This window comes from Sphaerisporangium sp. B11E5 (assembly GCF_039871875.1).
Taxonomy (GTDB): Bacteria; Actinomycetota; Actinomycetes; order Streptosporangiales; family Streptosporangiaceae; genus Sphaerisporangium.
This window is the reverse complement of the sequence record NZ_JBDPMD010000008.1, coordinates 247,873-263,723: the sequence shown is the minus strand read 5'-3', so window position 1 is coordinate 263,723 and position 15,851 is coordinate 247,873. Positions and strand designations below refer to the sequence as shown.

Sequence of the window (15,851 nt, the reverse complement as noted above, 5' to 3'; positions counted from 1 at the left end):
TGCCACGAGTTCGGCGGGGACGGCATCGGACGGCCGTCCCCGCCGTTCGCCGTCGTGCGGCCCGTGACGCTCGTGACGTCCGGCGGCGGGCCACTCCGACAGCCGGATGACAGCGCCGTGGGAGAGCAGGCCCATACCTTGTGGCGCGGATCACCTGGATCACGAGGAGTACGGCGATGACCGGCGACAGGAAAGTGCACAGCTATCCCTTCGGGGACTCCGGCGGGCTCGGTCTCGACCCGCGGTACGGGCGGTTACGCCGCGAGGAGCCGGTGGCGCGCGTACGCCTGCCGTACGGCGAGGACGGCTGGCTGGCCACCCGTTACGACGACGTCAAGAAGGTGCTGTCGGACCCGCGGTTCCGCAGTTCCCTCGCCAGGGGCGACGCGATGCCCCGGGTGACGCCGAACATCGAACGCGACAGTTCGCTGCTCAGCATGGACCCCCCCGAGCACACACGCATCCGCCGCCTCGTCTCCATGGCGTTCACGCCGCGCCGCATCGAGGCCATGCGCCCGGTCGTGCAGCAGCTCACCGACTCGCTCCTGGACGACATGGAGGCCAAGGGCGCGCCCGCCGACCTGGTCCCCGCGCTGACGATGCCATTGCCGATCCACGTCATCTGCGAGATGCTCGGCGTCCCGCTCGCCGACCAGAGCAGGTTCCTCGGCTGGACCGAGGTCGCGATGTCCGTCGACCTGGAGGGCGAGGACAGGATCGTCGCGGCCATGCACCAGTTGATGGCCTACTTCGGGGAGCTCATCGAGGAGAGGCGGCGCGCACCCGCCGACGACCTGCTCACCGCGCTCGTCGTCGCGCGGGACGAGCGCGACAGCCTGTCGGAGGAAGAGCTGATCGGCTTCGGCATGCTGCTGCTCATCGCCGGGCACGAGACCACCGCCAACCAGCTCGGCAACTTCGTCTACACCTTGCTGACCCATCCCGAGCAGCTCGCCGCACTGCGGGAGCGCCCAGAACTGCTCGGCGGCGCGGTGGAGGAGATGCTGCGCCTCACCCCCCTGACGTCCTCGGCCCACTTCCTGCGGGTCGCCGCGGAGGACGTCGAACTGGGCCCGGTCACGGTGCGCGCGGGCGAGGCCGTGCTCGTCAGCCTCCCGTCGGCGAACCGCGACGAGGCCGTCTTCGACCGCCCCGACGAGTTCGTCGTCGACCGCGACCACAACCCCCACATCGCCTTCAGCCACGGCGCGCACTACTGCATCGGCGCCTCCCTGGCCCGCATGGAGTTCCGCATCGCCATCGGCACCCTGCTGTCCCGCTTCCCCCATCTGGAACTGGCCGTCCCGGCGGACGAGATCACCTTCAAACGCAACCGCCTGATCCGCGGCCTGGAGTCCCTGCCGGTCCGCTGGTAGCCACGCAGGTGCCGGCTGAGAGTCCACCGACAGCCGATATCAGGACATTTGTCTCGTATCGGTTCACGCCCACCGGCCCGGCGATGCCCGCCGGGCCGGTGGGCCGTCGTCGGGAGACACATGAAATCCAGAACGAGACGGTGGATCATCGTGTTCACCGTGGCGTTGTTCACGCTGGCCGGGACGCCTGCGGCCTTGGGGGCCTCCGCCGCCTCGGGTCCCGAACCTCCGGTGCCCGAAGTGGGAGCGACGACCTCGAACCCCTGCGGCACGCCGCCATGGGGTGGCCTGCTCCAGATCCACCAGACGGGCTTCGGGCCGGCCCAGCCGTGGGCGGTCACCTACTGCCCGCGGCCCGACCAGTCGCAGACGGCACTGGTCAACCTGGGCTACCACGGGATTCCTCTGCAGTACATGTGCGTCGCCGGCGGCACCGAGGTGCACGTCGGCACGAAGATGCTGACTCTCGGCCCCGGCGGCTGGGCACAGTACCCACCGCATGAGCCGGGCGAACTGCTCGGCCACTCGGCGGCCCGCGCGAACTGTGATCCCTCGCAAGGACCTTCGGGCACCGGACCGCCGGTGGTGCACGTGACCGGAACGGTCAAGTCCAAGAACGTGGCGGTTCCCGGGGAGCCGGCCAGGCCGTTCGCGAACGCCACCTGGGCGCTGGAGGCGTACACGCGCGCGGACGGGCAACAGGACGCGGAGCCGGAGTGGCAGCCGGTGACCTCGGAGCCGGGCGGTGAGGGGCGGCCGGTGACCGGGGCGCTGGACGAGCAGGGCCGGTTCGACATCAGCTTCATCTACCCGCAGGACTACCTGCTGGAAAACGGCACCATGTGGTACGGGTGCCCGGTGGTCGAGCCGGCGGTCCGGTTCATGCGGTCCCACGCCTGCCGGCCCGACGACCTGGTCCTGCGGATCTACGCCGGCAGCGAGGACGGCTCGGTGTGGGTGCGGGACGAGGACGAGGACGAGACCGCCGTGATCGGCGAGATCCCGCTCGGGTGGTTCTTCACCGAGGACGACGTCCACCAACTGGACTCCCCCGGGGGACACGCCTACAACGCCGCGTACCGGGTCAAGAACCTGACAGCGAGCCTGCCGGAGGAGCAGCGGCTCAGCGACGTGCGGATCCACCTGTACGACTCGCTGACCAACAGCGGCGGATACGGACCGGCAACGCGCACCATCGTGATGAAGAAGTCCGAGACCGCCTATTCCGATGCCGAGTTCCACGTGGGCATGCACCACTATCACGATCTCCTGGGGGAGGATTACCCCGGCATTCCCGACAACTGCCGCGCCGAGTTCTACGCGGAAGAGACAGATGCGAAATGCGCGCTCCAGATGGGGTTCGCGGGCGCCATGGCCAACGCCGCGGAGGCCATCCCCAACCGGAACGTGATCAATCTCGCCGGCGTCGACCACGACGTCGAGAACTGCGAGGCGACCGCCGCGGGCTGCGAGAAGGGCGCCAAGGTGGGGGCGCGGGTCGGCGCGGCGCTGCGCGACCTCACCGACCCCGGCCAGGAGATCGGCGACGGCTTCACCGACTCGATACACCGCCCCTTCGCCGAGCTACCACCCATGATCGCCGAAGCGGGCGTGACCACCGCCGAGAAGTTCTGGGACGCGTACCGTGAGCGGCACGGGCCCGGCGACCGGCTCATCATGTTCATGAACACCCTGGAGTACACCACCCTGTGGGACGAGGACCGAAGCTCCACCACCGGCCCCTGGCAGACCACGCTGTGTCCGATGTGCCGGGGCGACGACATGGCCACCGGCTCGGGTGACCCATTGCCTCCCACCTTGATATGGGAGTTCATGAACCCTCTCGACCGGCCCACGGCCTTCGACCTGTGGGTGCGGCTGCCCGCCGGGCAGCTTGAGCTGGCGGACCAGGCCACCTACACGATCAGTGACCTTGGTCTCAACGAGATACGTGTCGTGGTGGACCAGACCGTCACCGGAGACGGCTGGCTCAACCTACGGCCATCCGGATTCGGGCCCTTCGAGCCCGACGGCCCGTTCTCCGTCACGTTGTCCTCCCAGGACGGCAGGCCGGTCGTCGCGGACGCGATCATCGCCGCTCCGCACGAGGACGGCACCACAGGGCCGTACCCGCCCGTGCAGGTCTCCGGTGGTGTCCACACCTTGGCCGACAGTGCCAGCGGGCCGCGGCCGCTGGGCGGCGCGTGTTACGAGGTGCTGTACCGGGGCCACGACGGAAACCCGCTGAGCCCGGTGCAGTGGCGGCCGGTCCTGGACTCCGCCGGACCCGACGGCCGGCCCGCCGGCGCCCCCGTGCGGGGCTGCCTCACGCAGGACGGCAGGTTCACCACCGGCTTCGTCTACCCGAACACCTTCGCGCTGACCGACGGCACGACGTGGACAGGCTGCCCGGTCCCCGCGAACCCGGTGGAGTTCCAGGGGGCCCACGCGTGCGCACCCGAAGACCTCGTGCTGCGGGTCTCCGCCCGGGACGCCGCGGGGCGGGACATGGTCAAGCTGCACTACAGCGAACCGTCGGCCGCCGTGGCCGGTGACGTGCCGCTCGGCCACTTCTTCCTCAAGGATCCGGCGGACTCCACGGTCCTGGACACCGAAGAGGCCTTCGCTTTCGGCGCCATCCTGAGCGTGCGCGAACTGATGCCGACGTTCACCAAGAACGTCCTGATCGAGCTCAACGACGGCGACTACTCGCACTACATCCCCGGTGTCGTGGAGGAAAGAGTCGTGCTGGCCCGCGTCCACGCACGCTCCACGATCGCCGAACGTGAGGTCGCCCGGGTCCTGGAACACCAGCTCATCGGAGACGAGTACGACATCCCCATGGGCTGTCCCGGCAACGACGTGTGGATGACACCGACCAGCGAGGAGTGCGCCTGGCGGGGTGGCTTCCCGGCCTTTCTCGGGACCCTCGCCGAGAAGCGCTACAGCTTGGCGGAGGACGATGACGCCCCCGGCTTCAACGGCTACAACATAGAGAGGTGTTACCACTGGAGCTGCGGGGATCGCGGCCCCGATGTCGAGGGACGCGTCGCCATGACGCTGTGGGACCTGTACGACGCGACCCCCGACGAGAACACCGGCGGTTTCCTGGACCTAACCGGGTTCGGCGACCCCAGCCTCACGCAGATCATGGACATCGTCCGGGAGACCAGCCCGGAGTCCATCGGCGAATTCTGGACCGAATACAACACTCGTCACGACCGGTTCTCCGCCCGGGGCGAGGAGACCATGTGGCTCAACGGCATGCTCTACGCCTTCGCCCTCGACGCCGGCGACGAGCACACCGAGCTCAAGGGCACCTGGGAGGAGAAGGACTGCCCGGAAGACTGCATGGGCGGCTCCTACGAGCAATCGGCCGAACCGGCGGCCACCGCCACCTGGGACATCGGGGAGCTGCTTGAGGACGACGGCGACTACGAGATCTGGGTGAAACTGCCGCTCAGCGAGGACGAGCTCGACTCCGGCGCCGTCTACACCGTCATGACCGACACCGGGCCGGTGCCGTTCACCGTGGACCAGATGTCGGTTCGATGGGTCAACCTCAAGGAGCAGGGGCTGACGCTCGACGAGGACACCGCCACCGTGACGCTGTCGCACGGACCGGCCGGCCCTGCGCTGCCCATGGCCGCCGAGGCGATCCTGGTCGTCCCGGCGAGCGTGCTGCCGGGATGACCTCGGCCACCAGAAAGGGGCCCCGGCCGGATGTCCGGCCGGGGCCCCGGTGCGTCTGCCGTGACGGGCGGTCAGGAGCCGTCCGGGGTGGCGCGCACCAGGAGGTAGAACACGCGGGCCGCGTCGATGTTGCCGAGGACGGCGATGACGGCGAGCGCGGCGAGTGGTGCCCCGGCTACGGCCGCCGCGGCGCACAGCAGGATGCGTTCCGGGCGGCGCAGCAGGCGGCGGGGGGCGTCCGCGTTCAGAGCGTTGATGTACGGCACGAGCATGCTCGCGGCGCCCGCCGCGAAACCCCATGCCCACTCGGCGGGGCCGCCACCGGCGGCCACCGTGAGCGCGGCGATCACGACGAGGTCGGCGTAGCGGTCCAGGATGGTGTCGATCAGCGCGCCGCGCCGGGACGAGCGCAGGCGCAGCCGGGCCATCTGGCCGTCCACGCAGTCCAGGACGAAGCCGGCCTGGACCAGCAGTCCCCCCGCGGCCGTCGCGGACCACGTCCCCTGCCCGATGAGCAGCGCCCCGAGTGCGACGACGAGGAAGCTGGCGACGCTGACCGTGTCACTCGACACGGAGGTGCGTACCAGCGCCAGGGTGAGCCGCCGCGACAGCCTGCGGTTGGCGCGCAGGACCGGGCCGTCGGACGGCTTGAAGCAGTACCGGGACCACAGGGCGCGCTCCGCCGCGGCGGGGTCGCCCGCCGCGGCGACGAATCCGGTGGCGTCCGTCTTGACCGTGTCGCCGCGCTCCAGCGCCCGTGTGACGGTGTCCCAGGTGGTGCCGGCGTCCGTCACCACCAGGCCGGCCGCCGCCGTGACCACCGTGCCGGGGACCGCGGCCAGCGATCTGACGGCCTCGGCGTCGAAGACGACGGGTTCGGTGAGCAGGAGCGTCCGGTCCGCGGGCAATCCGCCGTCGCGGGCGGCGCGCTCGGCCCGCTCGGTGACGGTCAGCCCGCCGATGAGCCGGCCGTCGTCGGGGAACAGCAGGGTCACCGAGCTCACGGCCGCTCCGCCACCAGGCGGACCAGCGGTCCGAACGGGTCAAGGGCGTCCTCGGCGGTCTGCTCGGCCAACCGCACGGTGAACCACCGGGCCGCGAAGCCGTACAGGGCGTCGCAGGAGAAGTAGCGCTTGCGGTCGCCGGGTTCGAGCTCGTAGTAGTCGGGCCCGATCAGGCGTCCCGTGCCGTACTCCGCGTCGTCGATCGAGTTCACCAGCGCCACCAGCAGGCCCTGCGGCCGCAGCAGCCGGTGGATCTCCCCGAAGACCTCGTGGGTGGTGTCCACGTCGAAATAGTGCAGGCTCAGGCGGGCGTAGACCATGTCGTACGAGGCCGGCGGCAGCGGGTAGGGCACGTCGGCGATGGAGTGTTTCACGGCCTCCACACCCTCCGGAAGCGCGGCCAGGGCCACCGCCGAGAAGTCCATGGCGGTGACGCGCATCCCGGCTTCGGCGAACAGGAGACTGTCGCGGCCCCGTCCGCTGCCGAGGTCGAGCACCCGGGACCCGGCCGGGACCAGGCCGAGCGCGCCGTACGCGAGGACGGTGGGGCGCAGCAGGTCGGGGCGGTGCATGAGGGCTCGGTTCTTGCCGTCCCAGAATTCCGGCGCGTCGTTCATTCCAGTTCCTTCAGACAGCCGGTGAGGCGGTGGACGTCGTTCTCGCTGTTCGCGGCGTGCAGGCTGACCCTGATCCAGGCGGTCGTCGCCGCGAGGAAGACACCGGTCCGCGCCAGGGCACGTTTCACGTGGAGGTGGTCGGCGACCCGTGGGGAGGCCAGCCGGACGATTCCCGCGCCCGGCGGGTGCAGGCACCGGAACGTGGTCTCGGCCAGCCTCTCGGACAACATCTCCGTCAGGCGGCGCCGGCGCCCGGCGAGGCGGGCGGCGTCGGCCCCGAGGTACGCCTGCACCGAGGCCGACAGGCCGGCCAGGCACCGCAGGTCGGGCAGGTTGCCCTCCAGGGCCCGCGGCAGGCCGGCCTGGCCGGGGGCGCGGCGCCACCGGCCGTCCGCGTCCCTGTGCAGCACCGCGGCGCGGGTGGACAGCACGAGCGGGGCGACGCGGGTGAGCAGCCCCGGCCTGGCCAGGATGAATCCCGTGCCGAGCGGGCTCAGCAGGAACTTGCGCCCGCTGCCGAGGTAGATGTCGGCGCCGAGGGTCCGCACGTCCACAGGGACGTTGCCCGCGGCCTGCGCGCCGTCGACGACGACCAGGGCGCCGGATCTCGCCCTGGCGATCGCGGCCAGCTCGCGCACCGGTTGCACGGCGCCGTCCAGATGGGTCACGTGGGACGCGCAGACCGCGACCGTGGATTCGTCGATCAGCGGCGCGGCGCGCTCGGGATCCAGGTGCGGGCGGCCGGGCACAGTGCGCAAGTCCAGGCCGGGGCGCGCGGCCCAGGGCAGCACGGCGGCCTCGTGCGCGGCGGCGTCCACGACGACGGAGGCGCCGGGCGGCGCCCCGATCCCCGCCGCGATGATCGAGGCGGACTCGGCGACACCGCGGGTGAGCACCACGTCCCAGGTGGGCGGGGCGCCGCACAACCGCCGCAGCAGGGCGCGCAGGGAGTCGAGCGCCGCGGTCGCCTCCGTCAGGAAATCCGGCGGGCAGGGCGCGCTCTCCAGGGCCGCACCGAAGTCGGCCATCGCCTGCCGCGCCGCCGTGGACAACGGCGCCGTGGACGCCCAGTCGAAGAACCCGGAGCGGTCCGCGCCGGGGTGGAACGGATTCACCGGCCCACGCCGAGCAGATCGTTCACCTCGGCCACCTGCTGGGGCAGGATGCGCTGGTCCCAGGTGCACAGGAACACGTCGTCGCCGATGACGACCACCGGGGTGTCCCGCCGCCCGGCGACCCTGACCCCGGGCAACCGCTCCTGGCCGGCCGCGGCTGTCCCGGCGCCGGCGGTGACGTGCCCGGCCAGCACGGGATGCCCGGTGTGGATCAGGGTGGGGCAGGCGTCGGGCCGCAGCCGCCAGTTCAGCAGGTCGGCCTTGGGGAGGAACCGCAGCAGCAGGCGCTCGCGCGTGGTGCGTCCGCCGATACCGGCGCGCAGGCGCCTGACGTAGAACGCGAAGCACTGCGCCGCGCTGAGCAGCGACCGCCCGAGGCCCCGGCCGCCCCGCCACCCGGCGCGCAGGGTGTAGGAGGCGTTCACGACGGCGCGCCGCTTCCAGCTCCGGTCGTGCATGCGCCAGAGACCGGGCCGACTGCGCCGCGCCGCGCCGTCCAGCCGGGCGGCGAACCGGGCGACCTCGGGCACGTCCGCGTAGGCGGCCCTGAGATGCCGCGCGAGCAGTCCCGCCTGCGGGCGCAGCGCGTGCCGGTCGAGCTCGTGCGCGAGCCGCGGCCAGTCGACCTCCTGCCCGGACGTCGCGATGGCGACCGAGTCGTTGGCGTCCTTGAGCGACACGTAGCCGTCGGACAGGGCGTGCGCGAACATCACGAGCAGCGCGCCGGTGGCGTTCAGCCGGTTGACCGCGTCCCCCGCCTGGGCGGGCTCGTAGAAGTCGGTCAGTGACGGGCGCAGGTACTCGCCCTGGCTGACGGAGTACGTGCCGAAGTGCAGGTCCATGCGGGAGTAGCGGTCGCCGGCCCGCTTGACCAGGAAAAGCTGGCCGTACTCGGCCCGGCCCCTGCGGTGCTCCGCCTTGATCCACGGGCACTCGGCCGGGTCGAACTCGTAGCCGCGTTCCCGCAGGGCCGCGACCAGGGTCAGCGCGTCGTCCCAGGTCGGCAGGAACAGGTCGACGTCCCGGCTCCAGCGCGCCTCGGGACGCGCGTAGAAGCGCGCGTTGTTCAGGCCCTTGATGATCGCCACCCGGCTCTCCGCCGCCAGTCCCGAGCTGCGCAGCCACGCGAGCTCCTCGGTCAGCAGGGCCCGGTGCCGCAGGCGTTCGTCCAGGTCGGCCTCGAAGGCCCGGGCGAACTCGACGGCGCAGGCGTCGTCCAGGAGGCGCAGCGTCTCGTGGAAATAGGTGAAGGCCTTGTGCGTCCTCAGGATCTCCCGCACCTCGGCCTTCCGGTTCGCCAGCGACACCAGGGCGGTGCACGCCCGATCCAACTGGGCGGCGGTCAGCGGCGTGGCGCAGATCGCGTCAAGGACAAGGTTCTGCGGCGTCATCGGATCTCGTGCTTCTGTGAAGGCGGGACTCGGCGATCGCCCTGACCGATTCGAGCACCTCGCTCAGGGGCTTGTCACCGTCGACGATGTGGTGGTCGGGGACCTCGGTCACGCGGCGCATGATGATGTCCCGCACCATGGACTGGAACGTGACGTAGTCCTGGTGGGGGGAGTCCCGCATGAAGCGCTCGTACGACGACACCCTGCCGTCCTTGCGGCGGAAGGAGACCTGCGGGGGGACGTCCACGAAGATCACGCAGTCGGGCTCGGGAAGCTCGGCGCAGAGCTCGGCCAGGCTGGGGTGGCTGGCCCTGAGCACGAGCTCCTTGGCCAGCACCTTGTAGTAGTAGGAGTCGAGCAGCACGCTGTGCCCGGCCTCGACGGACGGCCGCACCAGTTGCTCGTACTGCGCGACCAGATGGCCGCCGATGAACATCGCCCTGGACAGCGGGGGCAGCCTGTTCTTGACGCCGGTCGGGTTGCGCGGGGCCAGGGCCGCGGTCTCCTGGTGGCCGCGAAGCTCGCACCAGTTCGTGGTCAGCAGGCCGTGGACGTCCAGCCGGCTGAGCACCGAGGACTTGCCGGAGCCGTCGATGCCGGCCAGCACCATGAACCGTCCCTGGGCCATGACGGCGGCGCCGGCGGCGCCGTTCCGCCCCCGCGTGACGCCACCGGTGCTCATTGGCTCAGCCCGTGGGTTCTGCGATGTCTCCCACCCATGATCATGCCTGATGAGTTCCTTATCTGCTGTCGCGTCCGCTACGAAAACTCTGAAGGGTGACCGTCCGGCCCGGCTGGGCCAGAGCGGCGGGAATGAACCGTCGTGAGTGGCACCGTCGGAAACCGGGCGGCGGCCGTGCTCCGTATCTCTCGGCGAGAGCGGGCCGTCTTCGCGGTCCGGAGCGAACGGGAGTGGCTGATGCGACTGCGGAAGACCCTGATGGCCTGTGGAGCGGTGAGCGTGCTCGCCGGTGTCGTCGGACATGCCGGGCCGGCCGCCGGCCACACCGCGCAGAGCGTGATCAGCCGGCCTCCTGGCGGCGCCGTGCTGACCTTCGAAGGCACCGCCGGCCCGGACGGCGTGGAGGTCGAGGTGGCCGGCGGCGAGGTCGTCGTCACCGTCGCCGGGGCGGCCGCCGCAGGCCCGGGGTGTGTGGCCGCGCCCGGACCGGGCCACCGGTTCGTGTGCGGCGTCGCGGGGCCACAGGTCGAGATCATGTTCACGCTCGGGCGCGGTGACGACCTTGTCCACTTCACCGGGATCTCCCCGCACGGGTTCGTGATCGGCGAGGCGGGCGCCGACCGTCTCAAGCTCTCCGACGGCGGCGCCGCGGCCCACGCCGTCGGCTTCTCGGGGGGTTCCGGCCGCGACCTGGTGGACTACAGCCTCGCCACGGCCCCGGTGGACGTCAGCCTGGACGGCGCCGACGGCGACGGCCGGGCAGGGGTGGACGACGACGACATCGGGACCGACGTGGAGGACGTGTGGGGCTCCGCCTCCGGCGACCGGATCGAGGGCTCACCGCAGGCGAACGACCTGCGCGGCGGCGCCGGCGGTGACCTGCTGTACGGGCTCGGCGGCGACGACGACCTGCACGCCGCCGGGGCCGGGCACGCCGAGGCGCCCGGGGCGAGGGACGTCCTGGACTGCGGGGAGGGCACCGGCGACACCGGCCGCCGCGACGACCGCCAGGACCTGCTGATCGGCTGCGAGAACGGGCGCGGCTGACCACGGCCGTCACCGGCGCCGGCAAGGCCGAGGAGGCCGGGCTGACCATCGTCCCGCTGGGAGGCGCGGCGGGGTTTCATGCGCGAGACTGCCAGGGTGGATACGCCATTGGTCGAGCGTGCCGAGCATCTTGGCGTGTTCGAGGAGCGCTTACAGGGGCTGAGTTGTCGTTCAGGTGGTTTTGTCGTTATTTCGGGGGTCGCGGGGTCGGGGAAGACACGGCTGCTGTCCGAGGTGCGCCGGCTGGCCGGCCGGCTCGGCGTGCGGGTGCTGACAGCTCGTTCGTCGCACCTTGAGCAGCGCTATCCGTTCGGGGTCGTCCGGCAGTTGTTCCGGCTCGTGCTGGCGCGGGCGACCCCCGAGGAGCGCGCGTCGTGGCTGAGCGGGGACGCGGCGCCGGCCGTCGCCTCGATCGAACGGCACACCGGCGGTGACGTGCGGCACGGCGACTACCGCACACTGCACGGCCTGTTCTGGCTGATGTCCAACCTGTGCGAGTCCGGGCCCCTGCTGCTGCAGGTCGACGACCTGCACTGGGCCGACGAGCCGTCGCTGCGGTTCCTCGCCTACCTTCTTCCCCGCCTGGAAGGCCTGCCCGTGCTGGTGGCGGCCGGCGCCCGCCCGCCGGCCCCACAGGGAGCGTCACGCCTTCTCGACGTCCTCATGGCCGACCAGGTGTGCGAGACCGTGCACCTCGCGCCGCTCAGCCACCAGGGCGTGGCTTCGCTCGTGCGCGGCCTGTTCGGCCAGGCGCCCGACGACGACTTCACCGGCGCCTGCGTCGCGGTGACGGGCGGCAACCCGCTGCTGGTGGTGGAGTCGTCCCGCGCGCTGGCCGCCCGGAGGTTGCCGCCGACCGCGCCGAACGCGCCTCGGCTGCGCGACGCCGGGTCACAGGCGGTGGCGCGGCGCGTCATGCTGGAGCTGTCCCTCCTGCGCCCGGCGCACACGCGGATCGCCGAGGCCATCGCCGTGCTCGGGCCCCGCACGACCGTCTCGCTCATCAGCGCCTTCACCGGCCTGCCGGTCGCCGAGGTCGCGGACGGCGTCTCCGAGCTGGAACCGGTCAACATCATCCAGGAGACCTCCGCCACGTGGCGGGACCGGTCGTTCGACTTCGTGCATCCCCTGGTCGCGGCGGCCGTGTACGACCACATGGACCACAGCCAGCGCCTCGCCGCCCACGAACGCGCGGCCCGGCTGCTCCTCGACGCCGGGGCCGGCGCCGAGGAGATCGCGGCGCACGTGCTGCGGCAGACCCGGATGGATCAGGGGGAGGTGGTGGGCATCCTGCGGCGGGCGGGACGGGAGGCGCTGGACCGCGGCGCCCCCGAGGCCGCGCTGAGCTATCACCGGCACGCGCTCACCACCGCGCTGCCCGCCGACGAGCGGCCGGCCGTGCTGGCCGAGGCGGTGGAGGCCGCCCTTCAGGTCGACCAGGAGCAGGCGGCGACGTTCCTGCTGTCCGCGCTGGAGCTGACCCCCGGTGTCCGGGAGCGGGCCGAGCTGGCCGCCCGCGCGGGCTTCGCCCTGCTGTACGAGGGCAGGGAGCACGGGAACGTCTCGGTCATCCAGGATCTGCTGGACGAGTTGCCACCCGGCGAGGACGAACCGCGCCGCATGCTCGAAGCGATCATCCTGAGCGCCGCCAACGTGACGGCCGACACGCCGGTGGACCCCGAGCGGCTGAAGACGCTGCGGGAGCTGCCGCCGAGCGACACGGCCGGGGCCACCCACCTGGACTGCGCCCTGGCGCTGCGGTCCATGTACCTCGGGGACCCGGCGGCGCGCGAGCTGGCCCACCGCGCCCTGGCCTCTCCCTTCGCGCGATCGCGTGACGCCCGGGGCACGCTGGTGCTGATGCCGGCCTACTTCACCCTGGTCTACGGGGAGGCCGACCAGGGCATCCCCACCCTGAACCGCGCCGTGCACGACGCCCAGGCGAACGGCTCCCTGGCGATGCTCGGCGTCCACCACCTGCAACGGGGCACCGGCTGGCTGCACCGGGGCGAGCTGGCCGAGGCTGCCGGCGACCTGCGGGAGAGCGTGCGGCTCATCACGCTGACCGGCAGCACCATCCTGCTGCCCTCCGCCGTGTGCCTGCTGGCCGAGACCCTGCTGGAGATGGGTGAGCCGGAGCAGGCCAGGAGGGTCGTCGAGGGGTACCGCCCGCCCGTGCCCCGGCCCCGGGTCGAGCTGTTCTTCTTCGCGGCCCACGCCGAGGCCCGGCTCCTGCGGGCCGACGGCCGGTTCGACGCGGCATACGAGCGCGCCCTGGCGGCGGGCGAGGGCTTCGCCGCCCATCAGGGCAGGAACCCGGCGGTACTCGCCTGGCGGTCGGAGGCGGCGTTGTCCGCGCACGCGCTGGACCGGGCGGCCGAGGCCCGCGTACTCGCGGACGAGGAGGTGGAACTCGCCCGGCGCTGGGGGGCGGCGTTCCCTCTCGGCAGGGCGCTGCGGGTCGCGGCCGCCGTCGCGCCCCCCGACCACCGGATCGAGCGGCTCCAGCAGGCCCGCGAGGTGCTCACCGATTCGACGGCGCGTCTTGAGCTCGCCAAGGTACTCATCGACCTCGGCGGGGCGCTGCGCCGCGTCAACTCCCGCAAACAGGCCGCCGAACTGCTCACAGAAGGCCGTGAGCTGGCCCATCGCTGCGGCGCGAGACGCCTGGTGGCGGATGCCACGGCGCGGATGCGGGCGGCGGGGCAACGTCCCCGGCCGCTGTCTCTCGTCGGGCCGGACACCCTGACGCCGAGCGAGCTGCGGGTGGCCGGCCTGGCCCGGGACGGGCTGAGCAACCGGGAGATCGCGCAGGCGCTGTTCGTCACCCCGAAGACGGTCGAGACCCACCTGTCCAGCGCGTACCGCAAGCTGGCGATCGAGCGGCGGGACGACCTGCGTACCGCCCTTCCCCCCGGCGAGCCCGGCCCGTCCCCCACCGGATAAGCGAAGAGGAACAAGAAATGGCTCTCCCCATCGGATTCCGGTTACGCCCACCGGCGCCGGGCGACCTCGAGGCGGTCGCCGAGGTGCTGGTCGCCGGCCAGCTCGCCACGAGCGAGCCGGTCACCTTGGACAAGGAGTTCCTGCGCGGCGAATGGGGACGGCCTGGCTTCGACGTCGCGACCGACGCCTGGGTCGTCACCGGCCCGGCCGGGACGGTCGTCGCGTACGGGCAGGCGGTGCGCGAGGAACCGGACGTCGCCGAGTCCTGGGGGATCGTCCACCCCCGGCACCGGGGGCTGGGCATCGGCGCCGCGCTGCTGGGCGCCGTCGAACAACGGGCCGCCGAGATGCTTGCCGGGTCCGCGGCGGGCCGCTTCCGGCACACGGTCCACGCGGGTGACGACGCCGCGGCCGCGCTGCTGCGGGCGCGGGGCCTGCGGCCGGTCCGTCACTTCTGGCACATGCAGATCGACCTGACCGGGCTGCCGGAGCCCGCCCTCTCCCTGGAGGGAATCTCCGTCACCGTGATCGCCCCGCCCGGCGACCTGCCGGCCGTGCACGCCGTCCTGGAGGAGGCGTTCGCGGACGACTGGGGCCACCATCCGCGGCCGTTCGACGCCTGGGCCGAGGAGGAGACGGGTCATTCCGGCCACGACCCGGGTCTGTGGCTGCTGGCCAGGGAGCAGGGCCGCCCGGTCGCCGCCCTCACCGCGAGCACCCTGGGCGAGGACGGCTGGGTGGACTACCTGCGAGTCCTGCCGAGCCACCGCGGCCGCGGGGTGGGAGCGGCGCTGCTGCAACACTCGTTCACCCTCTTCGCCGCCCGCGGCGTCCCCCGCGTCATCCTGAACGTCGACGCGCGGAACCCCACCGGCGCCACCGCCCTCTACGAGCGGGCCGGCATGCGCGCCGTCAAACAGTGGGACCTGCGGGAACGCCCGCCCGGGGAGTCCCGGCCCCGTCCTTGAGTCCCTCCCCCGGCACGCCGGAGGCCGTTCCACGTTCCGGCGGCGCTGACGCGGACGGGCCGGGCTCCGAGATCGAGATCAGAGCCCGGCCCGCGGGTCTTCGCCGCCGGGGACCGCGCAGGCGTGGTGACGGCGGACGTCTGTGGTGACCGCGTCAGCTGATGTTCTCGCAACGGGTGACGACAGGGCGGTCCACCGAGTCGATGTTGACGTAGTCGCCGGGCCCGGAGCCGCCGTTGCCGCAGTCGAGCAGCCGGTCCTTCACGCCGGTGTCGGCCATGATGAGGTCGCTGCCCTCCGCGCTCTTGACGACGTCGCGTCCGCCCTTGGTGTAGATGACGTTGTTCAGGGCGTTGCCGATCAGGACGTCGTCGAACACGGTGCCGTCGATCCGCTCCACGTCGTCGAGGATGTTGTCGCTGTCCAGGCCGGTCCTGCCGTCGTCGGCGATCCTGTTGGCCATGTGGACGGTCACGCCACGGGAGGTGCTCGCGACGTAGTCCACCCTGTCCGAGCCCGGGCCGCCGCGGTACACCAGGCCGGTCCCGGCACCCGGCCGGGCCCCGTGGTAGACGTCGCTCTGATCGCCGCCGTCGACCAGGCCGGTCACCCCGCTCATCGGGGTGAACTCGTCGTAGCCGCCGCCCAGGTAGATCTCGATCTTGTTCGTCGGGAGGGCGCAGGACACCTTGCCCGGCGTGGTGGGTTCCTGCCGGCAGCCGGTGCCGGCGGCGAGGGTGGCACCCGTGTTCTGCTCGTTGACCACCAGGTCACCGCCGGACCTGACGAGCAAGATGCGATTGTCGACACCGGTGCCGGTGAAGACGAGCACACCGTAGCGCACCGTGACGGTGCCGCCCAGCTCGGCGGCGTGCGCCGGCCCGGCCAGGACGCCCCCAGCCAGGGCGGCCACCGCGACCGCCGGCAGGACGGCGCGCAGCATATTCTTGACCCCGATCTTCATGACGGACTCCTCCGTATATACGCCCGAAAAGGGGCACTTTCACAGTTT

Annotated in this window: 11 protein-coding genes; 5 read left to right on the top strand and 6 right to left on the bottom strand. The window is 72.0% G+C overall.

Annotation, left to right across the window (positions count from 1 at the left end; all coding sequences use genetic code 11):
• The first annotated feature begins 176 nt into the window (after positions 1 to 176).
• Entirely contained in the window at positions 177 to 1,376 is a 1,200-nt protein-coding gene (locus tag ABGB17_RS11405; protein WP_347628281.1) for a cytochrome P450, read from the top strand.
• A gap of 120 nt (positions 1,377 to 1,496) precedes the next feature.
• A complete protein-coding gene (locus tag ABGB17_RS11400) occupies positions 1,497 to 5,069 on the top strand; it encodes a hypothetical protein (RefSeq protein ID WP_347628279.1) in 3,573 nt (1,190 codons plus the stop codon).
• Between the two features lie 71 nt (positions 5,070 to 5,140).
• On the opposite strand, the gene ABGB17_RS11395 is transcribed toward ABGB17_RS11400, so the two are convergent.
• From ABGB17_RS11395 to ABGB17_RS11375, 5 genes are read right to left on the bottom strand one after another with little or no spacing between them, the layout of a single operon-like run.
• Positions 5,141 to 6,073 (bottom strand): CDP-alcohol phosphatidyltransferase family protein, encoded by a 933-nt coding sequence (locus ABGB17_RS11395; protein ID WP_347628277.1) that lies wholly within the window; start codon positions 6,071 to 6,073, stop codon positions 5,141 to 5,143.
• Positions 6,070 to 6,690 (bottom strand): class I SAM-dependent methyltransferase, encoded by a 621-nt coding sequence (locus tag ABGB17_RS11390; RefSeq protein ID WP_347628275.1) that lies wholly within the window; start codon positions 6,688 to 6,690, stop codon positions 6,070 to 6,072. Before ABGB17_RS11390 ends, ABGB17_RS11395 begins: the two co-directional genes overlap by 4 nt.
• Entirely contained in the window at positions 6,687 to 7,805 is a 1,119-nt protein-coding gene (locus ABGB17_RS11385; RefSeq protein WP_347628273.1) for an aminotransferase class V-fold PLP-dependent enzyme, read from the bottom strand. The genes ABGB17_RS11390 and ABGB17_RS11385 overlap by 4 nt, the downstream gene beginning before the upstream one ends.
• Positions 7,802 to 9,196 carry a nucleotidyltransferase family protein gene (locus ABGB17_RS11380; RefSeq protein ID WP_347628271.1) on the bottom strand — a complete coding sequence of 465 codons (1,395 nt, stop codon included), beginning with the start codon at positions 9,194 to 9,196 and terminating at the stop codon, positions 7,802 to 7,804. The genes ABGB17_RS11385 and ABGB17_RS11380 overlap by 4 nt, the downstream gene beginning before the upstream one ends.
• Complete coding sequence (locus tag ABGB17_RS11375; RefSeq protein WP_347628269.1) at positions 9,171 to 9,878, bottom strand: hypothetical protein; 708 nt, start codon at positions 9,876 to 9,878, stop codon at positions 9,171 to 9,173. The genes ABGB17_RS11380 and ABGB17_RS11375 overlap by 26 nt, the downstream gene beginning before the upstream one ends.
• 237 nt (positions 9,879 to 10,115) lie before the next feature.
• Between ABGB17_RS11375 and ABGB17_RS11370 the strand changes: the two genes are divergently transcribed.
• The 3 genes from ABGB17_RS11370 to ABGB17_RS11360 all read left to right on the top strand — a co-directional run bounded on the left by ABGB17_RS11370 (position 10,116) and on the right by ABGB17_RS11360 (position 14,839).
• A complete protein-coding gene (locus ABGB17_RS11370) occupies positions 10,116 to 10,925 on the top strand; it encodes a hypothetical protein (protein ID WP_347628267.1) in 810 nt (269 codons plus the stop codon).
• A 96-nt stretch (positions 10,926 to 11,021) separates the two neighbouring features.
• Positions 11,022 to 13,871, top strand: coding sequence for an AAA family ATPase (locus ABGB17_RS11365; RefSeq protein ID WP_347628265.1), 2,850 nt, complete (start codon positions 11,022 to 11,024; stop codon positions 13,869 to 13,871).
• Positions 13,872 to 13,888: 17 nt separating this feature from the next.
• Complete coding sequence (locus ABGB17_RS11360; RefSeq protein ID WP_347628263.1) at positions 13,889 to 14,839, top strand: GNAT family N-acetyltransferase; 951 nt, start codon at positions 13,889 to 13,891, stop codon at positions 14,837 to 14,839.
• A 154-nt stretch (positions 14,840 to 14,993) separates the two neighbouring features.
• Here ABGB17_RS11360 and ABGB17_RS11355 read toward each other — a convergent pair whose 3' ends face one another.
• Positions 14,994 to 15,803, bottom strand: a complete 810-nt coding sequence (locus ABGB17_RS11355) for a hypothetical protein (protein ID WP_347628261.1) — start codon at positions 15,801 to 15,803, stop codon at positions 14,994 to 14,996.
• Positions 15,804 to 15,851 lie beyond the last annotated feature (48 nt).

Bases quoted from the DNA above. Each gene is read 5' to 3' on its own strand.
- ABGB17_RS11360 (WP_347628263.1), top strand. From the start codon at position 13,889: ATGGCTCTCCCCATCGGATTCCGGTTACGCCCACCGGCGCCGGGCGAC.
- ABGB17_RS11405 (WP_347628281.1), top strand. From the start codon at position 177: ATGACCGGCGACAGGAAAGTGCACAGCTATCCCTTCGGGGACTCCGGC.
- ABGB17_RS11375 (WP_347628269.1), bottom strand. From the start codon at position 9,878: ATGAGCACCGGTGGCGTCACGCGGGGGCGGAACGGCGCCGCCGGCGCC.
- ABGB17_RS11400 (WP_347628279.1), top strand. From the start codon at position 1,497: ATGAAATCCAGAACGAGACGGTGGATCATCGTGTTCACCGTGGCGTTG.
- ABGB17_RS11355 (WP_347628261.1), bottom strand. From the start codon at position 15,803: ATGAAGATCGGGGTCAAGAATATGCTGCGCGCCGTCCTGCCGGCGGTC.
- ABGB17_RS11370 (WP_347628267.1), top strand. From the start codon at position 10,116: ATGCGACTGCGGAAGACCCTGATGGCCTGTGGAGCGGTGAGCGTGCTC.
- ABGB17_RS11380 (WP_347628271.1), bottom strand. From the start codon at position 9,196: ATGACGCCGCAGAACCTTGTCCTTGACGCGATCTGCGCCACGCCGCTG.
- ABGB17_RS11390 (WP_347628275.1), bottom strand. From the start codon at position 6,690: ATGAACGACGCGCCGGAATTCTGGGACGGCAAGAACCGAGCCCTCATG.